Origin of the sequence: Sutcliffiella halmapala (assembly GCF_002019665.1) — a bacterium.
Taxonomy (GTDB): Bacteria; Bacillota; Bacilli; order Bacillales; family Bacillaceae_I; genus Sutcliffiella_A; species Sutcliffiella_A halmapala.
In genome coordinates this window covers 2308011-2327540 of record NZ_KV917375.1, presented here as the reverse complement: position 1 = coordinate 2327540, position 19530 = coordinate 2308011, and the positions used below count along the sequence as shown (strand labels likewise).

The window sequence follows — 19530 nt, the reverse complement described above, 5'->3', positions numbered from 1 at the left end:
TAGCAAAGAAAAAACGTAAGAGGGATAATTCCCCTTACGCTTTTTGTGTTGTTTCTTTTTTCACCATTTCCGAAAATGCTAACTGGATTTCTTTTGTTAAACTTCCAGGTTTCCCTGTATTTACGGCTACTCCATCTATAGAGATTACCGGTACGACTTCGCTGGTAGTCGACGTCACAAATACTTCGTCTGCATCGAACAATTCTTGTTTTGTAAAGGTTTGTTCCTTATAATCCCATCCGTTCTCTTGAAAGAGCTGTAACAACTTTGTTCTTGTTATTCCATTTAAAATTAGATTATTTACAGGATGGGTATATATGATTTTATTTTTCACCATAAAAACATTCGATGAGGTCCCTTCTGTTACTACATCATCTCGTATCAATATCGCTTCAAAAGCCCCTACTTCGAATGCCTTTTGCTTCATCATGACATTGTATAAAAGATTTAAGCTTTTTATATCACAACGAAGCCAACGTAGATCTTCCTTCGTAATAGCAGGGACCCCGATAGCTTGCGCGTGTGTCATCTCTTTATATGGAAGAGGATAAGCAACAAGAAGCGGTTTAATATCTGTCTGGTATTGATGTGTTCTAGGTGCTACACCTCGTGAAAATTGCAAATAAAGTCCACCATTTTTCATATCATTAGCTTGAATAACACGGAGGATATCATGCATAAGTTTTTCCGGCTCTACATTTATTAACAGTCCAATCTCCGTTGCACTACGATACAAACGTGCGATATGCTCTCTTAATGTAAAAGGTACACCATCGTACACATTAATTACTTCATATACACCATCACCAAATTGATAACCTCGGTCTTCAATATCCACCCTTACTTCATGACGATTCACAATTTTTTCGTCTATTAAAACTTTCATCCGAGCACCTCCATCAACCATTACTTTTTAATTTCTAGTAAAATCGGACAATGATCACTGCCAAGAATTTCAGCGTGAATCGCTGCACCAACTAATTTATCTTGCCAACTTTTCGATACAATAAAATAATCAATACGCCACCCTATATTTCGTTCACGGACTTTATTCATATAAGACCACCATGTGTATTTTTCAATTTGATTAGGGTAAAAATGACGAAACGTGTCAATGAAACCAGCTCCAAGCATTCGAGTCATTTTTCCACGTTCTTCTTCCGTGAAACCAGAGTTGTTTCGATTTGCTTTAGGATTTTTCAAATCAATTTCTGTATGGGCTACATTTAAATCTCCACATAAGATAACAGGCTTCACTTCATCTAATGACTGGATATAAGCCAGAAATCGGTCTTCCCAATCTAACCTAAAATCCAATCGAGCTAAATCCCGCTGTGAGTTTGGGGTATACACATTGACTAAGAAGAAGTTATCGAACTCTAACGTTATGATTCTACCTTCAGGCTCTCTTCTTTCTTTATCTTCCATATCCAGACCATATGTAACATGAAGCGGCTTTACTTTTGTAAAAACCGCTGTTCCTGAATACCCCTTTTTCACTGCATAATTCCAATACTGGTGATACTCTGGAAAATCAAGTTCTATCTGACCTTCTTGTAACTTTGTTTCTTGAATACAGAATATATCTGCGTCCATTTGTTGAAAATATTCCATAAAGCCCTTTTTCACACATGCCCGTATTCCATTTACATTCCAAGAGATTAATTTCATATTGTAGTTGTACTCCTTAGCTTTCTATATTACTTACATTCAATATTCATTTAGCCCAGTATAACAAAAAAAAGGAGCGATTCCTAAGAAAAGCCCCTCCTTCCAGTATCATTAATTCACTTCAAATAGATGGAAGTTTAAACCGTATGGATCTTGAATCATAATGCTTTTTTCACTATATTCCTTTGTTATTTTACATTGATTGTTTAGTAGCGTTTCCTTTACCTTGTTGATATCCTCTACAGCAAATTCAAAGAATACTTTATTTTCTGGACCTTGGCTATTCTCAATAAAAAAGTTGGTTCCATTCAAGCTGAATTTTGTTTCAGATTCCTTGGATTGTACTAAGGTCATTCCAAGCGTTTCTTTATAAAATTGGACTGCATTTTCATAATCCTTTACTTGGACTGCAATATTATTTGTCAGTTGAAATGATGATGCAAGATTTATCTTTTTACTTGGACGGTATTCTTCGTATCCAGATGGGAGTAAATCAAAAAATGACCAGACAGAACAAAAATCGTCTCCAGGACCAAAAAAGGTTTTAGTATGATGAGAAATATTCCCTTGCGCATCTTTTGTAAATACGGAAACGCCAGGATAATATAGGCCCTCCAGCTTAAATCCAGTATCCTCCTTAAATGTTGTTTCCTGCGTGGAAACCATGGGAAACGTCCATCTTCGTTCTGCGGCAAAATCCTCTTGTACTTCTGGGCTATCAGGGCTGGAAACAACAAATGCTGCTTTCCTCCGTATATGGTGATATACACTGTTAAAACCATCTGCCCACATCGTACAATACGAGCAGCTTTTCCCCATATTATGTACAACAATTAATTCGTCTTTTTCTTCAAATAATTGTAGTAAACTAACTTGCTTGTTATTTGTGGATAAAAATCGATAATTTTCAACAGGTGCTCCCGCAACCTCTTTTCTTAACTCAGCAAGAAGTTTCTTTTTTTCAATAATTTCTTTTTCGAGAACTTCAATTTCACTTAACCTTTTTGTTTGATTCATTACCCATACCTCCTTATAATTTTTAAATAGATTAAAAATTATTCTTTTCATCGTGTTCTTCATGCTTTAAGATAGGAATAACATATTTTTAAAGAGGAGCGTGGTAAGATGAAGCTAATAAACTATATTTTAGCTTTTGCTATTTTAATAGCTTCCACACCGTTCCACTTACATGATATTTCTCATCCTTATAAGATTCTCGCTGTAGTAGAGAATTCCCTTTTTATCGATTACGAAAAAAAAGGTACCAATGACGGCTCAGATAATACATTACATGGCTTTAGCTCAAACATAGCAGCTTCCGTACAAATCCCCTTCTATTCAACTAATAATTCTGTGGAGGAAGAGCAGTTGCCATCCTACTCACATTATTTAGTGACCATATTTTACCAGGGGAATTATATGAATTCACTTATTGATCACCTCACATGTTAATCATTTAACAAAAAGGAGGAGACAATAAATGCTTTTATTCCGAATAATTGCGATATGCTTTTTCTCATTTACTTCATTGAGTTTATTTGCCTTTCAAGGTATTGAAGTGATCAAGGCATTTTCTGATTTTTTCCACCAGAAATAATAGATTCTCGTAAGTCGCATTTAATAATGCGACTTTTTCTTTGTATTTTTTTATTAATTTTCTAAAAATACAAAATATTTAAACCGTTCATACATATATTAATACTACAAATACTTATTTTGCTACCTTTTATCGTAAACGCTTACTACCCATATTCATAAAGGAGCGATGTACATGAGAGACACCCCTAATTTCGGGGAATTTTACCCAAAGTCACTCGTACCAATTAATAAAGATGATTTGTTAATTTTTTTAGAAAAGGTTACAGAGGTTGAGTGCTGTGATCACTATAGTCACTGGTTAATTGCTTTAGAGGGACGTGAAATGAATTTAGGTGAAGATTATTATCATTGGCAAGTAGTTGTTTTTCCAGCAGAAATCAATGGGGGCTTTGATTACAAGTATCCACTATATGTCTCTTCATTTTTCTTATCTATCGAAGAAGCCATTGATTTCACTTCAGAAGTAGAAAAAATCGCCAGCCAAGGTCAATTATTCACTATTGCCGGTTAATTCGCTTAAAAAAGAAAAACAGTTTCCGTTTTTCTTTTTGCAGGTCTATGTGAAACAGTGTACAAAGAATACATATAAGATCTCTTTCTTCAAATCCCCCTAAACTGCGCTTCATTATTAATTCACCTTGCCTTTTAACTTTTTTTATTTTCCCGCGATATTTCAAGTACCGGACAAACTTAATTTGATTCTTCACAAAAAAAAGCCTATCAAAATGATAAGCTCCAAGCCTACTAAGCTAATCGGAATACGATACCGTGCCCGCCTTTTGGGTAATCCCACTTTATATTCTGGTGTGGACAGCCGATGCGACAGCTTCCACATTCGTGACAGCCCTCGTACCCAACATGCATTCGAATTTCTTCCCATTTGTAAATTTCCGCCGGACAAAATATTGTACATATTTTATCTGGACATTTCGTCAAACAGATATCTTCATCTAAGACATGGAGATGTGATTTCGTATCTGCATTGAATCGAACAAGATACTGTTTTTCTTCGATGGACTGACCCTTCTTTTGTTCACTCATTACTTCATCACCTTCCACGCTCGATAGGCATCTCGAGCTAGTTTGAGTTTTTCTTTTGGTGAACCTAAATCCTTCCAGATTTTCTTTTGTTTCTCCCATTTCGATTGACCATCAACGGTGAACATTTGACTTGCGGCCCGGTTCACCATCGGAATGTATTGGCCAAAGTATTGCGGGAATTTATTAAAGTGATGGGTGGAATCTTTGTATTTCTTCATATCCTGTCCGACGAAGCTCTTCATTAAATTAACTCGATACTGATCTAATGTTTTTTCTGAAAAATCTTCCTGTTCTTTAGCCGAGAGGATTGTTTCTGCAGCAAGTCTTCCTGAAGTCATCGCAAGGTTTGAACCTTCACGATGGATTGCATTTACAAGCTGGGCGGCATCACCAACTACCACCACGCCATTGCCAACTATTTTCCCCATTGATTTTAGTCCGCCTTCTGGAATTAGATGAGCTAAATACTCAACAGGCTCTCCTCCCGCAAGATACGGCCGTACCATAGGATGATTTTTCACATACTCTAAAAGTTCGTATGGTCTTATTTTATGCTCAATTAGTCCAGAAAGAAGTGTCCCAACACCAATACTTAATGTATCTTTATTCGTATAAAGAAAACCCGTGCCTAATATGCCTTTCGTTGCATCACCAAAAAGCTCTATCGTACAGCCTTGGTTTTTTTCTAAATTAAACCGTTCTTCAATTGTCTTACTATCAAGCTTGATAATTTCCATCGTAGCAAGTGCGACTTCATCTGGTCGATATTCTTTATGAAAACCTAGGGATTTTCCTAACAGCGAATTTACGCCATCAGCTAATACAACAACATCGGCATACACTTCTCCATCTGGCCGGTCCGTCCTTACTCCGACCACTTTTCCGTCCTCGACGATACACTCGAGAACAACCGTCTCATTAACAAGTAACGCCCCTTGCTCCACTGCTTTTCCCGCAAACCATTGATCAAACTTTGCTCGCAGTACTGTGAAATTGTTATAAGGTTCCTGTGCCCACTCTAAGCCCTTATACCCCGCGGTTACCGCCGATTCCTTATCCATCATCATGAACCGTTGTTCTACGATGGGACGCTCGAGTGGTGCTTCCTTGTGGAAATCTGGGACAATGTCCTCCATCATTTTGCGATATAGGACTCCACCCATGACATTTTTGGACCCGGGATATTCTCCTCGTTCCAAAAGCAACACCTTCGCACCTCCCTTCGCTAATTCATACGCACAGGAGATTCCAGCAGGTCCAGCTCCAACGACGATACAATCAAACTTCTCTGACATGATTAACCTCCTCTCTAGCTAGTTCTCTCTTAAATTCTTGAACTAGTAATGGAATAATTTCAAAGGCATCTCCAACTATCCCGTAATGACAGGACTGAAAGATAGCTGCTTCTGGATCCTTATTGATAGCGATAATGAGTCCGGAATTTTTCATCCCAACGATGTGTTGGATGGCACCCGATATTCCGATGGCAAAATAAAGCTTAGGTGTGACGGTTACGCCAGTTTGTCCGACTTGATAATGATGTTCCACCCACCCTGCTTCTACGACATCTCGACTAGCACCTACTACTCCACCTAATGCATCTGCTAGTTGGTGGATCAGTTGAAAGCCATCCGCACTCCCTAGCCCTTTACCACCTGCTACCACTATGTCCGCTTCATCAATTCGAATTTTTTTCGTCGCTTCTCGAACAATTTTTAACACCTTTGTCCGCATGTCTTCTTCTTTTAAATCAATCGTCTCTTCTATTAAGCTACCCGTTCTCCCCGCAACAGGATCGAGGGCTTTCATGACTTTCGGGCGGACCGTCGCCATTTGCGGGCGATATTTTTTACATAATATCGTTGCCATAATGTTTCCACCAAAGGCTGGTCGGCTTGCTAGTAAAAGACCTGTATCCTCTTCGACATCTAATTCGGTCGTATCAGCAGTCAGTCCTGTAGGGAGATCGGTTGCAACTGCACTAGCTAAATCTTTTCCAGTTGAAGTTGCTCCGTATAAAATCATTTCCGGCTTAAATTTCTCACTACAATGGAGTAGCGCTTTCATAAATGACTCTGTCCGATAAAGCTTAAAGATTGGTTGGTCATAGACGTAAACAATATCTGCTCCATATTCAAAAACAGTTTTTGATAAGTCTATAACCCCTTCTCCTATAAGTACCCCAGCCAGCTCTACGCCACGTTTGTCAGCAAGCTTTCTTCCAGCACCTAGTAATTCCAACGAAACAGGAGCAATCTTTCCCTCTTTTTCTTCAATAAATACCCAGACTCCCCGGTAATCCTCGAAGTTCACTCCGATCCCCTCTTTTCTTCAAAAAGCTCTTTCTTTTCTAAAACAATAGAAAGAATTTGTTTTACTTGTTCTTGTGTATCTCCTTCTAACAGCTTTCCTCCTTCTGGTTTAGGTGGTGCCCAAACCTTTGCGACGATTGTTGGCGAACCCTTTAGTCCTAGTTGTTTTCGATCAATATCTGCTAAATCATTAACGGACCAAATATGAGGCTGATATCTTGCTCCCTTTAGCATGTTAGGAAACGAGGAATATGGCACCTCATTAATTTCCTTTTCGACGGATAATAAACAAGGTAGGCTAGTTTGGATTACTTCATAGCCATCTTCCAATTTTCGGTGGACAACCATATATGCTTCCTCTTTATTTATTTCTACTACTTTGTTCACAGACGTAAGCGGAGGTATATCAAGGCGTCTTGCTATTCCCGGTCCAACCTGGCCGGTATCGCCGTCAATCGTCATTTTTCCGCAAATGATTAAATCGATTGGTTTAATCTCGCCTATTTTATGAAGCGCTTTCGTAAGCGCATAGCTCGTAGCTAATGTATCGGCACCTGCAAACGCGCGGTCCGAAATCATATATCCCTCATCTGCTCCAATTTCGATACACTTTCTTATTGCCTTTACTGCTGGAGGTGGCCCCATCGTTACAACTGATACTGTTCCACCATATTTATCTTTAATTCGTACCGCCTCTTCTACTGCATGTGCGTCATATGGATTTAAAATGGCTGGTGCACTTGAGCGGTCCATTGTGTTTGTTCTTGGATTCATTTTGATAACCTTCGTATCCGGTACCTGCTTAATACATGCGACAATATGAAGCAATACTTTCCCCTCCTTACCTTCATCTCATTAAGTAGATAGTAGTCCCATTACTATTACTATATAGACAAGGTTGTGAGAAAATACCGATTTTCGAGATTAATAGATGGAAAAAAATAAGGGGGTGTAGTTGGTGGAGGGTATAGGGTATAGTTAGGGGGATAGTAGTTCTCATTTATTTGAGAAGAGAATGGTTAATGGGAACACGGTCGTGCTACGATCGTTGCTTGAAATCACTGAATTCACGAGTTCAGGGCACGATCACGAGTCAAGTCCATATTATTGTGTAAAAGTGTCAACAATGAGTTTCGACAAGACAATAAATAAGATTAGGTGAGCGATACGTATTTCGAATTTACATCGAGAGGTGGGCATGATAGCCTGCGTGGGCAGGCCAGGTTTAAGAAACCTGGCTTCCTGGCTTTTCATCATGCCCACAGAGGCTCGATGTCAATTTGAAATTAGGCTTAACCACTATCTTTTAGGGTTAATTAGGCTTGATATCTTTTAGATAGGGGATGTTATGCTTATTCCAGTCTGCTTCTATATTCATTAAAACGGCTCCAATGATTCGATTGGCAGATTGTTCATTAGGGAAAATCTGAATGACTCGTTCTCTTCTACGTATTTCTCTGTTAACACGTTCTAACATGTTAGTGGTACGTAGGTTCTTATGGTGTTGAACTGGTTGTGAATGAAATTGAATAGCGTCCTCAAACCCATCCTCTAGTTTATTAATAGCTTTACTGAAGCCCTTTGTGTCTTGGTACTTTTCCACAAAACGGGCTTTCATCTCTCTTACAAGTTTGATATCCGAGTTCTGAAACATGTCTTTAAGCTCTTGTCGAGCTTCTGTTGTCTTTTTAGGGAGGGTGTCCATGATGTTCCTTAAGAAATGGACCACACATCTCTGCCAAGAGGTTCCTAAGAATGATGTTTGAATGGAAGAAACCAAACCAGCATGGGCATCAGAGATCACCATTTTAGGAGATTGAAGTCCTCTAGATTTTAGGTACTCAAAGAAATTAGACCAGCTTTCAGTGGATTCCGAGTGATTAACTTTCAAGCCAATGATTTCTCTATGCCCGTTTTGGTTCACCCCACAAGCAATATGAACACTTTTAGACACCACCTTTTGGTTTTCCCGAACCTTGATATATAGAGCGTCCACGTAAACATAAGGGTAGTAAAACGTGTTTAATGGACGGTTTCTCCATTCGTTGATGATAGGATCAAGTGTTTTGGTTAAATTGGAAACGAGAGATTTAGACACACTTTTCCCACACAGCTCTTCTACAATTTTCGTTACCTTTCGTGTAGAAACCCCATTTACCACCATTTCAATCATGGAAAGAATAAGAGCCTGTTCGCAGCGTGCATATTTTTGAAAGACAGTGGTAGAAAATTCCCCATCTCGTGTACGAGGAACTCTAAGTTTTAGAGAACCAGCTCCCGTAATCAACTCACGCTCATAATACCCATTCCGATAGGATCGGCGTTCTTCAGTTCTCTCATGAGAGAGTGCGTTGATGTACTCATCTCTTTCTTTTTCCATCAAAGAATTTAAAATAAGGGAAAGGGATGCTTTTACAGGTGATTCTAAAGCGCTTTTTTCGATTTTCTCTTTGAGATCTTCTAAATTTATAGTAATATTGATTTGGGTCATCATCATGTCCTCCGTGCGTGTAGTTTTCTTGGTCGAAAACATTGTAACACCACGGGTCATGATGGTGACCTTTCTATTTACACAATTATATGGACTTTATCCGATCACGCCTCTATCGTTACCCATAATCACTATATTCTCGAGTTCAGGACACGATCACGCCTTTATCGTTACCCATAATCACTATATTCCCGAGTTCAGGGCACGATCACGCCCTTATCGTTACCCATAATTACTATATTCTCGAGTTTAGGGTAAGATCACGCCTCTATCGTTACCCATAATCACTATATTCTCAAGTTCAGGGCACGATTACGCCTCTATCGTTACCCATAATCACTATATTCTCAAGTTCAGGGCACGATCACGCCTCTATCGTTACCCATAATCACTATATTCTCGAGTTCAGGGCACGATCACGTCTCTATCGTTACCCATAATCACTATATTCTCGAGTTCAGGACACGATCACGCCTTTATCGTTACCCATAATCACTATATTCTCGAGTTCAGGGCACGATCACGCCCTTATCGTTACCCATAATTACTATATTCTGGAGTTTAGGGTAAGATCAAAATTTTTCTTTTTTAATTAGCTCACACTTCCACTACTACTTCAAATTCACTTATAAGCTCATATGGTCTTAATTTGTATGCATCGTATGGGATATAGCTAGGATTTAATGCGTCCATTACTCGCTTTTTGAAGTGTGGTCTCTTAATAAATTGATCGATATTATTTTCATTTAATTCCTGAAAAAACACTTCTTTCGTCTCGATCTCATCTGCTCTTGGGGTTCCTGATAGATACTCACCTCTAAAGACTACACAAACAATCCCACTTGTTAAATTTTGATAAATCCCAGTGATTCCATAAAGTTTTACTTCTACACCTGTTTCTTCCTGAATTTCTCTTAATACTCCCTCCTCCAGCGATTCGCCTTCTTCTAATTGTCCACCAGGAATCTCATAGGTATCATCACGATGATGATTCTTGACTAACAAGATCTCACCATTACTATTGGTAATTAGTCCACTTACTGCAACAATATGCTTTGGTGGCTGGTACTTTCCTGTAGCGTTTAGAAAGTCTTCCTGGCTTTCAAAGAATAGTTCTCCTAACTCCTTTCTTTTTGCTTGTGCTAATTTATGTAGTTCACTATTTCGGATTGCGTGTTCGATGCTTTCATAATGTTCTCTATCTTCATACTGCCATATTGCGACTACTTCATCCTTTTGTTCTGTTACCCATCTACCAACAAGCTTTGCGCCATGCTTGATTTGATTTGGATATAAATACTGATGAAAAAAATCTGTAAAGACCTCTAATTTTTCTGGATTTACACGGTACGTTTTTCTCCTAAATATCACTCTAACTACACATCCTTAAACTATTAATTATAGATTTTCCCATACTCTCATTGATTCAAAGTGAGAAGTATTTCATGCACTAACTCTTCTACACTCTTCTTCTCTGTATCTATTTTCACTTCATTCATCTCATCATCAAAGGCTTGCAGGCATTTAGTGGTCTGTTGAAAGCACCAATTCCCCTCTGTTTCCCCACGTTCAATCAATCGATCATGAATCGTATCTTGCGTAGCAGTTAGACAGAAATGAAAGGTGTCTTTATCAATTTTTTCAAATCCATTACGAATAAACTGTAAATATTCCTTATTAAATACAGTCATGGGCACGATCAGGTGCTTCTGATAAGTGTCTTTTATTTGTTCTGCTACCTGAACCGTTAGAGTTTTCCACAAAATATAATCCTGAAAATTATCTGTCTTCTCTTGATCTAGCTTCACATTTTCAGGAATTAGCTGCCGTAGCATAAAACCTACTTCTTCTGGATCAAAAATCATCGCATTTTCTATTATCTCCACTAATCGTTCTGCAACTGAAGTTTTTCCAACTCCATAAGCACCGTTAAGCATGATAATCAAGTCGATCCCTCCTCTCCATTAATCTACTAACACTTCTTTCTCTGGCTTATCTAAAAACTCAAACATACAACGTAATTGAGATTCTGTATTTCTATCAACAGATAAAGGAGGTAGATCATTTAAACGAAAGAATTCGACTTTCGTAGTTTCTATGCCAGATTTGGCTTCTCCCCCGATAATTTCACAACGGATAAAAAGCTTATAGACATGATAAGGTGAAGGTGGGTGTGGATGACACTTTTTATCAAATACTGCAAGCAATCGGACCGCTTTTACATCAAATCCCGCTTCTTCCTTCACTTCCTTCACAGCAACTTCAGAAGGAGTGTAGCCAATATCTCCCCAGCCACCAGGAAGCGACCACCCAGCATCTTCTCGTTCCTGAACTAGCAAAATCTTATCCTCTTGAAAGATAACAGCACGCACATCTACTTTAGGTGTTTGATAGCCCGTCTCATTAGCAAATAAGGTACGGATTTTCTCTTTTTTCATATCTGTTTGTTCTGCCATCATCTCGATACTTAATTCTCTTAACTGTTGAAAGCGCTCCAAATCATAGACATCCTTTGAGTAGGTCAATCCAGCTTGTGCGATTGCCTGTATTTCCTTTGCCCAATCTAACCATTTTTGACTCATCTAAAAACTCCTAACTTTTAAGTTATCGTTTACTTTCTATATTCATCTTAAAATTTCCTCTTAGATACGGAAATTCCCTAAAAACTGGAGAAATTCTTTTTGAATGGAGTGCTCATATTTCATTAAGGCATATGTTTTTGCCTCTGGGAATGTAATGGAGTGGCATTGTACCTCAAGTAGCCTGCCCTCGAGTAATTCTCTTCTTACAGTAGTCATCGGTAGGATCGATACACCTAATCCCTCAATAATAAAACGCTTCGTAATATGAATTTGTGATACCTTCATCATTTTTATCGTTGGATATTTCACTTTTAACTGCTGACAAAGCTCGTCCCAATATACTGGGTGATTGTGTGTCATTAAAGTGTTGGATGTGAGAATTTCCTCTTCGTCTAAAGGAATGGCGCTTTCTGCATCAAAGCCATCATGCGGTGCTACTAGTACAAGTGGATCATGATACAGATGCTGACAGAAAATATTGGATTCCTTATTTGGTAAACACGATAGACCGATATCCACCTCCTCATGAAGAATGGCCTGTTCAATTTCTTTAGATTCAATAATTTTTACCGAAATTTCCACTTGCGGGTATTTCGTAATAAAACGTTTCAGGACATAAGGTAAGATGGTATCGGCAATCAGTGGCGAGATCGCAATTGCTAGGTTAGAAGTATACCCTTGTTGATAGGAGTGTAAGTCAGCCACTCCTGACTCGTACACTTCCAGTAATTTTTTTGCATGGTGAAAATACCTTCTCCCCTCCTCTGTTAGTAAAATGTTTCGGCCATCTCGTTGAAAGAGAGTTGCACCTATTTCCTTTTCTAGTTGCTTAATATGCACCGTTACCGTTGGTTGTGAAATATATAGTAGCTCAGCTGTTTTTCTAAAATTCCCATTAGACGCAGCAATGACAAACGTACGTAACCAATTAAAGTCCATATGCATTCTCCTTTGGATTTAGTTTGTGTGAATGTACAGTATTGTTTTTTAGGTACCTAGCTGTTGATTGGAGCACGGGGCGAAGACTCCTGCGGGAAGTAGCGTTTTGTGGAGACCCCGCAGGCGATAGCCGAGGAGGCTCCACAAGCGCCCCGCGGAAAGCGCAGCCCCGTGCGGAAATCAACAGCGGCGTTTAACAGACCCTTGATTTAAAAACATAATCAATTTAATTAAATATATTTAATATTCATAATCAATTTTATTTTATACAATTTAAATATAGAAAGAAAGGAGAGATTTATTATGTTACAACGAGGTTTAAAAGGTGTAATCGCAGCTGAAACAGAAATAGGTGAAGTCGATGGGAATAATGGTAGACTAATTTACCGTGGCTATGAAATAAGGGAACTCACTAAGGATAAATCCTTTGAAGAGGTTGCCTATCTTCTCTGGTATGGTGAGCTACCTAATCAAGTGCAGCTAACTAGCTTTAAAGAAACATTTTATAAAAATAGAGTGTTAACAAAAGAGATGAAACAAGTATTAGATGTTTTACCAAAAGACATGAACATGATGAGCACGATTAGAACGGTGATTTCAGCAGCAGGCATCCCAGCATTCGGATGGAAACCAACGATTGAACAGGCGATCCAATTAACCGCTCTTGTCCCTACTATCATTGCCTATCGTAAAAGAATGCAAGAAGGAAAAGCATTTCTACCTTCTAATGACGCATTAGGACATGTGGCCAATTATTTGTATATGATCAATGGTACTCCTCCTCTATCTGAACATGTCAGTGCCTTAGAGACGTATATGATATTAACAATGGAGCACGGGATGAATGCTTCCACCTTTTCAGCGAGAGTCACGGCTTCTACAGAGTCAGACATCGTTTCGGCGATCACATCCGCAATTGGAACGATGAAAGGACCACTACATGGTGGCGCTCCTGCTGAAGTTATTGCGTTGTTAGATGAAGTCGTTTCCGTTCGAGATCTTGAATCTTATTTACGTGAAAAAATACAACGCGGAGAAAAACTGATGGGATTTGGACACCGTGTTTATAAAACACATGATCCACGAGCAGTAGCTTTAAAGAAACAATTACTACAGTCGGTTGGGAAGGACGATTGGCTCGATCTTGCCTTACATGTGGAGGAAGTAGCAACAAAGGTCTTACAGGAGGAAAAGCCAGGAAGAGCATTGTATACGAATGTCGAGTTTTATGCAGCTGCAATTATGAAAGCGATAAAAATGGAAACGGAGCTCTTCACCCCGACCTTTACAGCTAGCAGAATGGTTGGCTGGACAGCACATGTGTTAGAGCAAGCAGAAAATAATACAATCTTCCGTCCCTTATCGAAGTATGTAGGGAAAATACGTGCGGTGGATGTTCGATGATTTTTGGGGATTAGATGGGAAGCAGTTGCTATTATGGGACAGCTGCTTTTATTTTCCCTTCGTTTTGTTGACATAATATTTTTATGGTATATATAATCCATCAAAAAACCTAGCACGCTTGAAAGTGCTAGGTTTTTTGATCAATCACAGCCCTCATCAGAGCAGTACGATGTTTTATCTTTCGATTCAAACTTTTGTAAGGTTGGTTTTTCTTGTTCTTCTTCCCATATCTTTTGAAGTGCTTCGGTAAAGACTTCTACTGGTTGAGCGCCTGAAATCGCATATTTTCGATTTAAGACAAAGAACGGAACACCTTGAACGCCAATTTCTCGCGCTTCTGCCTGATCATTGCGAACGTCTTTATCGAATTTTGATCCACTAAGCACTTCCGCTACTTCTACTTCATCTAAGCCGAGGCTTACTGCCAGTTCTCTTAAGAAATCAGCGTTTCCAATATGTTTAGAATCTGTAAAATGGGCTTTTAATAATGCTTCCGTCATTTCTTTCGCTTTGCCTTTTGTTTCGGCAAACTTCGCAAGGCGATGGGCATCAAATGTGTTCGTTGGGATGTTTGTATCAAAATGGAATGCTAACCCGACTGCAGCCGCCTGTTCAGCCACCCCATTACTCATTTTCTTTGCCTCTGCCACTGACATTCCGTATTTTTTTGCTAAAATTTCATGAATCGTTAAATCTGTATCTCGTTTAGCATTTGGGTCCAGTTCAAAACTTTTGAACTGAATTTCTACTTTATCTTGATGGGGAAACTGTTCTAAAGCCTCCTCTAATCGTCTCTTTCCTATATAACAAAATGGACAAACAAAATCAGACCATATTTCAATTTTCATTATGGCACCTCATTTCCTAATGTTGTATTTAAACATCTTACCATAGTGTCGCATAATCCTCTCCTATTATGCTTAGTGGTAGTTTATAATATGTGTTCGTCCTAGTTAAATGCTGTTTCATATTCATGAGCGCTAGCACATATATAAGCAATGTAATGTCTTTCCATGCTTATGGAGGTGCTTTGTCAATGAGCAATAAAGAAGCTGTGCAATCATATGTCAATCAACTAATCGAAGAGATTTCCGCCTTACAACATAAAAACGGAAGATGGGAGTTTTGTTTCCAAGGGACCTTAATGACAGATGCCTATATGATCATTCTCTTACGTGCGTTAAATATAAAAGGTGAGGAAGAGTTGATCAAAGGACTAGTAAATGAAATTCTTACACAACAACAAAGCGACGGCACTTGGAAGATTTATCACGATGAGCAAGAAACGAATATTTCCGCTACGATTGAGGCGTATTTTGCATTACTATATTCAGGTTATGTAACTGCTAATGAACCTAATATGCAAAATGCGAAAAGAAGAATTGTACAAATGGGCGGACTTTCAAAAGCAGAAATACTAACTAGAACGATGTTGTCTCTCACAACCAACATTCCCTGGCCTTCTATTGCGAAAATTTTTCCAATTGAAATCATGTCTTTACCCAAGTGGGCACCTGTAAATATTTATGACTTTGTTGGATATTCTCGCGTTCATTGGGTTCCCATCATGATTTGCAGTAATCTTAACTTTTCATTCACTCATCACACTACTCCAGATTTATCTTCGCTGTATTCCACTAGAGAAACGGAATCGGCAGAACGTTTGCTAAAAGAATTTTCTCCGTTAGTCAAAGGGATAAAGCAACAAGCACATCAACTTTTAAAAGCAGCTAGCCCTAGTAAGGTTAAGAAGGATTCCTTTAAGATTGCCGAAGAATTTATCATCGAAAGAATCGAGCCAAATGGAACATTATTCAGTTATTTTAGTTCTACTTTTTTTATGATTTTTGCGCTGCTAGCACTAGGTTATAAAAAGAACGATCCGATTATTTCAAATGCTATCAATGGGATGAAGTCTTATCTATATCAAGGAAAAAATAATTTTTTTCACATGCAAAATTCACCATCTGAAGTTTGGGATACGGCTTTATTAAGCAGTGCCTTACAAAATGCAGGGGTAAGTCCCACTCATTCAACGGTCACAAACGCAGCTAAGTACTTACTGTCTCGTCAACAAACCAAATATGGCGATTGGGCTGTGAAAAATCCTGATACAATGCCAGGTGGCTGGGGTTTTTCCGATTGTAATACAAGAATACCTGATGTTGATGATACAACAGCTGCTTTAAGAGCCATTCAACAATTTGTTCATACAGACCCTGCTTATGAATTGGCTTGGAACAAAGGCACAAACTGGCTTCTCTCCATGCAAAATAACGATGGCGGCTGGGCTGCATTTGAGAAAAATACAGCGAATTACTTGGTTCCATTTTACCCTTTTAGATACGAAGATAGAGTGTTGTTTGATCCTTCCACTGCTGATTTGACCGGGAGAACCTTATACTTTCTAGGTGAATATACAGACTTAACTAACACGCATTCCTCTATTAAAAAAGGAGTGGAATGGCTCATACAAAACCAAGAGAAAGATGGATCTTGGTATGGTCGCTGGGGAATTTGTTTTATTTATGGCACATGGGCGGCTCTTACTGGCATGGCAGCAACGGAACTTCCAGCTAATCATCCTGCCATTGAAAAAGCGATGGACTGGTTATATTCGATTCAAAACAAAGATGGAGGCTGGGGGGAGTCTTGTGTCAGCGATTATAAAAAACGATATATTCCCCTTCATGCCAGCACTCCGTCTCAAACAGCCTGGGCATTAGAAGCATTGATTTCTTTTGAAGAAAGACCTAATGAACAAATTATAGATGGGATTCACTATTTACTAAATTCTAAAGATAAAGACGATTGGACGATTCATTATCCAACTGGGGCAGGAATTCCCGGTAGTTTTTACGTGCATTATCATAGTTATCGCTATATATGGCCACTTCAAACATTAGCTACTTTTTTACGGAAGTTCGGGAAATTCATTTAACAGTACGGTTTCGGTCGGCTCGTCCCCTCTTTTTGTTTTTTCCCCGTTTGGAGGGTACGACTTCGCTTTTCTCGTACCCTCCTTTCTCTTTTTTCTAGTTTGGAGGGTACGATGAACAGCTTAATTCACCTGTTTAGTAGATACTAAAGAATCATCTGCCTCAACAAATACTGGGATAAGACAGTCGATTGTACTCTTACAGAAACATAAGGTGGCACTACCCGTCTTGTTCCTTCATATGGCGTACCTAACCATAAAATTTGTTCATCAACTACCACAAAAGGAAAAGTGAGAGCTTCTACATTTTTAATAGGGTGCGGAAAATTATCTTCCATTCCTTTTGACGAAATTAACGTAAGGGATACTCGTTCTTTTAGATGTTCAAGCATTTCTAACCATTGGTGTGAAAGCTTTTGAAAATCAGGTACCGCAACTACAACAGATGATTTAGCTTGTTCTAAATCTTGAAATACTCGTTCAACCTTTAACGCATGCATCCATTGTAGGCAGGGATGCTGATTTTTTACCCATTTTCCGATATCCTGCGGAAAAACTTGTCGTTGCTTTTCTATTTGATAGTCTATTAATTGTCGTATAGCTTTCTTCATTCCCACTTTGCTTCTCATAAATTGGGTATCACTAATATGAATAAACTTCCCTTTTGATCTTGTGATGGCGACATTTAATAATCGTTCACTTTCTTTTCCGATTAACAGCATTCCTGGGCGTTCGATCGGATAGCTATCGACAGAGTCAAAAATCATCACATCTTTTTCACTGCCCTGGAAACGGTGTACTGTGGCAGCTATGATATCCCCTACCATTTTTTCCTGCTGATAAACTTCTCCTAGGAAATCATCCATTAATACTGCTTGGGACCGGTATGGTGAAACATAGCCAATTGAACGAGAACCATCTACAAATGCTTCATGTAGTAGCTGAAACCCAGTAAGTAAATGCCATAAATTTACTCTTGAGCGTGTCGTTCGATCGATAAGTCCATGTTCCCCAGTATTACTTGTATGAACAAGAATGGAAGCCGAATTAGAAAAAGGTCGTTTCTTTGCGATGTTCTCTCTGTTTTCTTTTACACTTTCGTGATCTCCTACGAGTGAATGATATATATATTTATTTGTGAAAGCAGAAATTGCTGGATGCATTCTTCGTTGCTCTTTTAATAAAAATAAATGTGGATGAAGCTTACCTTGTTCCACAGAGTCTGCCACACCTGTTCGATGAAAAATATCCTCACGAAGCCACTTATCAACTAGCTCATGTCTTGCTGAAGCAATCGGTGGGAGCTGTTTGAAATCTCCACAAATGATGATATGTTTTCCAAGCGAAACGGCAAATGCTGCTTGTGGTACATAGGCCATGCTTGCTTCGTCTACAATTACGACATCATACTCTTTTTCATAAATAGCTGGATCAGTTGCCGCTTTTGCTAAAGTGGTGCCTACGATGAACGCACTTTTAAGAAAATCGACCTCTTTTTGACGGATTTTCTCAAGGTTTCGAGTAATTTTGATTTCTAATTCTAACAAACGATCTGAATCTCTTTTACTGAAGGAATGGGATAAATCCTGCTTAAGTAAAGCTCTTTCTTGGAATAATTCTTCTTTCTCTTTTGAAAGCTTCGGATCATGCTCTTCTAATAGCTGAGTTGTCGTAAGTGGAATGGATTGAGCTAGAATTTCAATACTCTGCGCCCCATATCGTAATACATCCCCTTCATGAAATCGTCCTTGTTTCGTAACAAAACGGGCAATTTCCTTTACTAATACATCAACGGATTGGTTACTATGAGAAAGGAGTAATACTTTTTTCTTTTTAAAGTATTTATTAGCAGCCACACGTGCTAGTGTATACGTTTTTCCTGTTCCAGGAGGACCCCATACAAAGGTTATCGGATTATATTTCGAGCGAAGAATCAATTCATGAACATTGGATTTGATAATTGCTGTCGGATGTTTTGTTTCCATTGTAAGTGTCATCAGTTTTTTGACTCGAGAACGTTTTTTCTTATTTTCCTTGAGCTCTTCTAGCCTTTCAAATAATTGATCCAATAATTCCCATGGATCATGATAAATATAGGCCTCTGACAGTTCATCGCCTAACGATTCTTCAAAAGAGAGAATAACGCTTTTTCCTTCCGAAGAAAGAATCTTCCCCTCTTTGATGTGACTGCCCCACTCTAACTTAATCATGCTCCCGGTTGGAATACGAATGGATTGAGTAGCTTCAAAAAAATAGGTGTAGGATTTATCTTTTGCTATTAAATGACCATTCCTCACTAAATATTTCGTACTTCCAAACTTTTTCAGGTGATGGATTTCTATTTGTAAGGCTTTTTGCCATTCTTTTATGTAGCCTAATGTACTCTTTTTCATATTATTCTTCCTTTACAATAGACTCTGATAAATACTGTTCTTCAACAGAGCCATTCCATAAGAAAAAACCCCATCATGACAGATAGAGTTTATCTATTCGTTGCTTCACTATAGCATAGCTTGTCGCTTTTTTTCTATTTCTACCCTTGTTCATTCCATT

Annotated in this window: 18 protein-coding genes; 4 read left to right on the top strand and 14 right to left on the bottom strand. The window is 38.7% G+C overall.

All coding sequences use genetic code 11. The features are described from left to right. Positions 1–34: 34 nt before the first annotated feature. The 3 genes from dat to BK580_RS11365 form a co-directional block, all read right to left on the bottom strand. Positions 35–886, bottom strand: a complete 852-nt coding sequence (dat, locus tag BK580_RS11375) for a D-amino-acid transaminase (protein ID WP_078380436.1) — start codon at positions 884–886, stop codon at positions 35–37. 20 nt (positions 887–906) lie between these two features. After that, the gene (locus BK580_RS11370) at positions 907–1671 is read right to left on the bottom strand and encodes an exodeoxyribonuclease III (protein ID WP_078380435.1); all 765 of its coding nucleotides are present in this window, start codon (positions 1669–1671) and stop codon (positions 907–909) included. Between the two features lie 111 nt (positions 1672–1782). Continuing rightward, a complete protein-coding gene (locus BK580_RS11365; protein ID WP_078380434.1) occupies positions 1783–2688 on the bottom strand; it encodes a DUF899 family protein in 906 nt (301 codons plus the stop codon). 108 nt (positions 2689–2796) lie between these two features. Between BK580_RS11365 and BK580_RS11360 the strand changes: the two genes are divergently transcribed. After that, on the top strand, positions 2797–3123 hold the full coding sequence (locus tag BK580_RS11360; protein ID WP_078380433.1) for a hypothetical protein: 327 nt from the start codon (positions 2797–2799) through the stop codon (positions 3121–3123). Between the two features lie 319 nt (positions 3124–3442). Next, positions 3443–3781: a hypothetical protein gene (locus BK580_RS11355; RefSeq protein ID WP_078380432.1), complete on the top strand. Its 339-nt coding sequence runs from the start codon at positions 3443–3445 to the stop codon at positions 3779–3781. A gap of 233 nt (positions 3782–4014) precedes the next feature. Here BK580_RS11355 and BK580_RS11350 read toward each other — a convergent pair whose 3' ends face one another. The 9 genes from BK580_RS11350 to BK580_RS11310 form a co-directional block, all read right to left on the bottom strand. Further along, positions 4015–4311, bottom strand: a complete 297-nt coding sequence (locus BK580_RS11350; RefSeq protein WP_078380431.1) for a ferredoxin family protein — start codon at positions 4309–4311, stop codon at positions 4015–4017. Then, positions 4311–5606: an FAD-dependent oxidoreductase gene (locus tag BK580_RS11345; RefSeq protein WP_078380430.1), complete on the bottom strand. Its 1296-nt coding sequence runs from the start codon at positions 5604–5606 to the stop codon at positions 4311–4313. Before BK580_RS11345 ends, BK580_RS11350 begins: the two co-directional genes overlap by 1 nt. Continuing rightward, positions 5590–6624, bottom strand: a complete 1035-nt coding sequence (locus BK580_RS11340; protein ID WP_078380429.1) for an electron transfer flavoprotein subunit alpha/FixB family protein — start codon at positions 6622–6624, stop codon at positions 5590–5592. Before BK580_RS11340 ends, BK580_RS11345 begins: the two co-directional genes overlap by 17 nt. Then, positions 6621–7451: an electron transfer flavoprotein subunit beta/FixA family protein gene (locus BK580_RS11335; RefSeq protein WP_078380428.1), complete on the bottom strand. Its 831-nt coding sequence runs from the start codon at positions 7449–7451 to the stop codon at positions 6621–6623. Before BK580_RS11335 ends, BK580_RS11340 begins: the two co-directional genes overlap by 4 nt. A 484-nt stretch (positions 7452–7935) precedes the next feature. Further along, the gene (locus BK580_RS11330) at positions 7936–9114 is read right to left on the bottom strand and encodes an IS256 family transposase (RefSeq protein ID WP_078378567.1); all 1179 of its coding nucleotides are present in this window, start codon (positions 9112–9114) and stop codon (positions 7936–7938) included. 597 nt (positions 9115–9711) lie between these two features. After that, positions 9712–10485, bottom strand: a complete 774-nt coding sequence (locus BK580_RS11325; RefSeq protein ID WP_078380427.1) for an NUDIX domain-containing protein — start codon at positions 10483–10485, stop codon at positions 9712–9714. A gap of 47 nt (positions 10486–10532) precedes the next feature. Further along, positions 10533–11051 carry an AAA family ATPase gene (locus BK580_RS11320; RefSeq protein ID WP_235864118.1) on the bottom strand — a complete coding sequence of 173 codons (519 nt, stop codon included), beginning with the start codon at positions 11049–11051 and terminating at the stop codon, positions 10533–10535. Between the two features lie 27 nt (positions 11052–11078). Next, on the bottom strand, positions 11079–11696 hold the full coding sequence (locus BK580_RS11315; RefSeq protein WP_078380425.1) for an NUDIX hydrolase: 618 nt from the start codon (positions 11694–11696) through the stop codon (positions 11079–11081). 60 nt (positions 11697–11756) lie between these two features. Continuing rightward, entirely contained in the window at positions 11757–12635 is an 879-nt protein-coding gene (locus tag BK580_RS11310) for a LysR family transcriptional regulator (RefSeq protein WP_078380424.1), read from the bottom strand. 303 nt (positions 12636–12938) lie between these two features. On the opposite strand from BK580_RS11310, the gene BK580_RS11305 reads away from it, so the two are divergent. Next, positions 12939–14039 (top strand): citrate synthase/methylcitrate synthase, encoded by a 1101-nt coding sequence (locus BK580_RS11305; protein WP_078380423.1) that lies wholly within the window; start codon positions 12939–12941, stop codon positions 14037–14039. 140 nt (positions 14040–14179) lie between these two features. Here BK580_RS11305 and BK580_RS11300 read toward each other — a convergent pair whose 3' ends face one another. Then, positions 14180–14887 carry a DsbA family oxidoreductase gene (locus BK580_RS11300; RefSeq protein WP_078380422.1) on the bottom strand — a complete coding sequence of 236 codons (708 nt, stop codon included), beginning with the start codon at positions 14885–14887 and terminating at the stop codon, positions 14180–14182. 188 nt (positions 14888–15075) lie between these two features. Between BK580_RS11300 and shc the strand changes: the two genes are divergently transcribed. Beyond that, positions 15076–16980, top strand: a complete 1905-nt coding sequence (gene shc, locus BK580_RS11295) for a squalene--hopene cyclase (protein ID WP_078380421.1) — start codon at positions 15076–15078, stop codon at positions 16978–16980. Between the two features lie 143 nt (positions 16981–17123). On the opposite strand, the gene BK580_RS11290 is transcribed toward shc, so the two are convergent. After that, positions 17124–19370 (bottom strand): AAA domain-containing protein, encoded by a 2247-nt coding sequence (locus tag BK580_RS11290; protein ID WP_078380420.1) that lies wholly within the window; start codon positions 19368–19370, stop codon positions 17124–17126. Between the last annotated feature and the right edge of the window lie 160 nt (positions 19371–19530).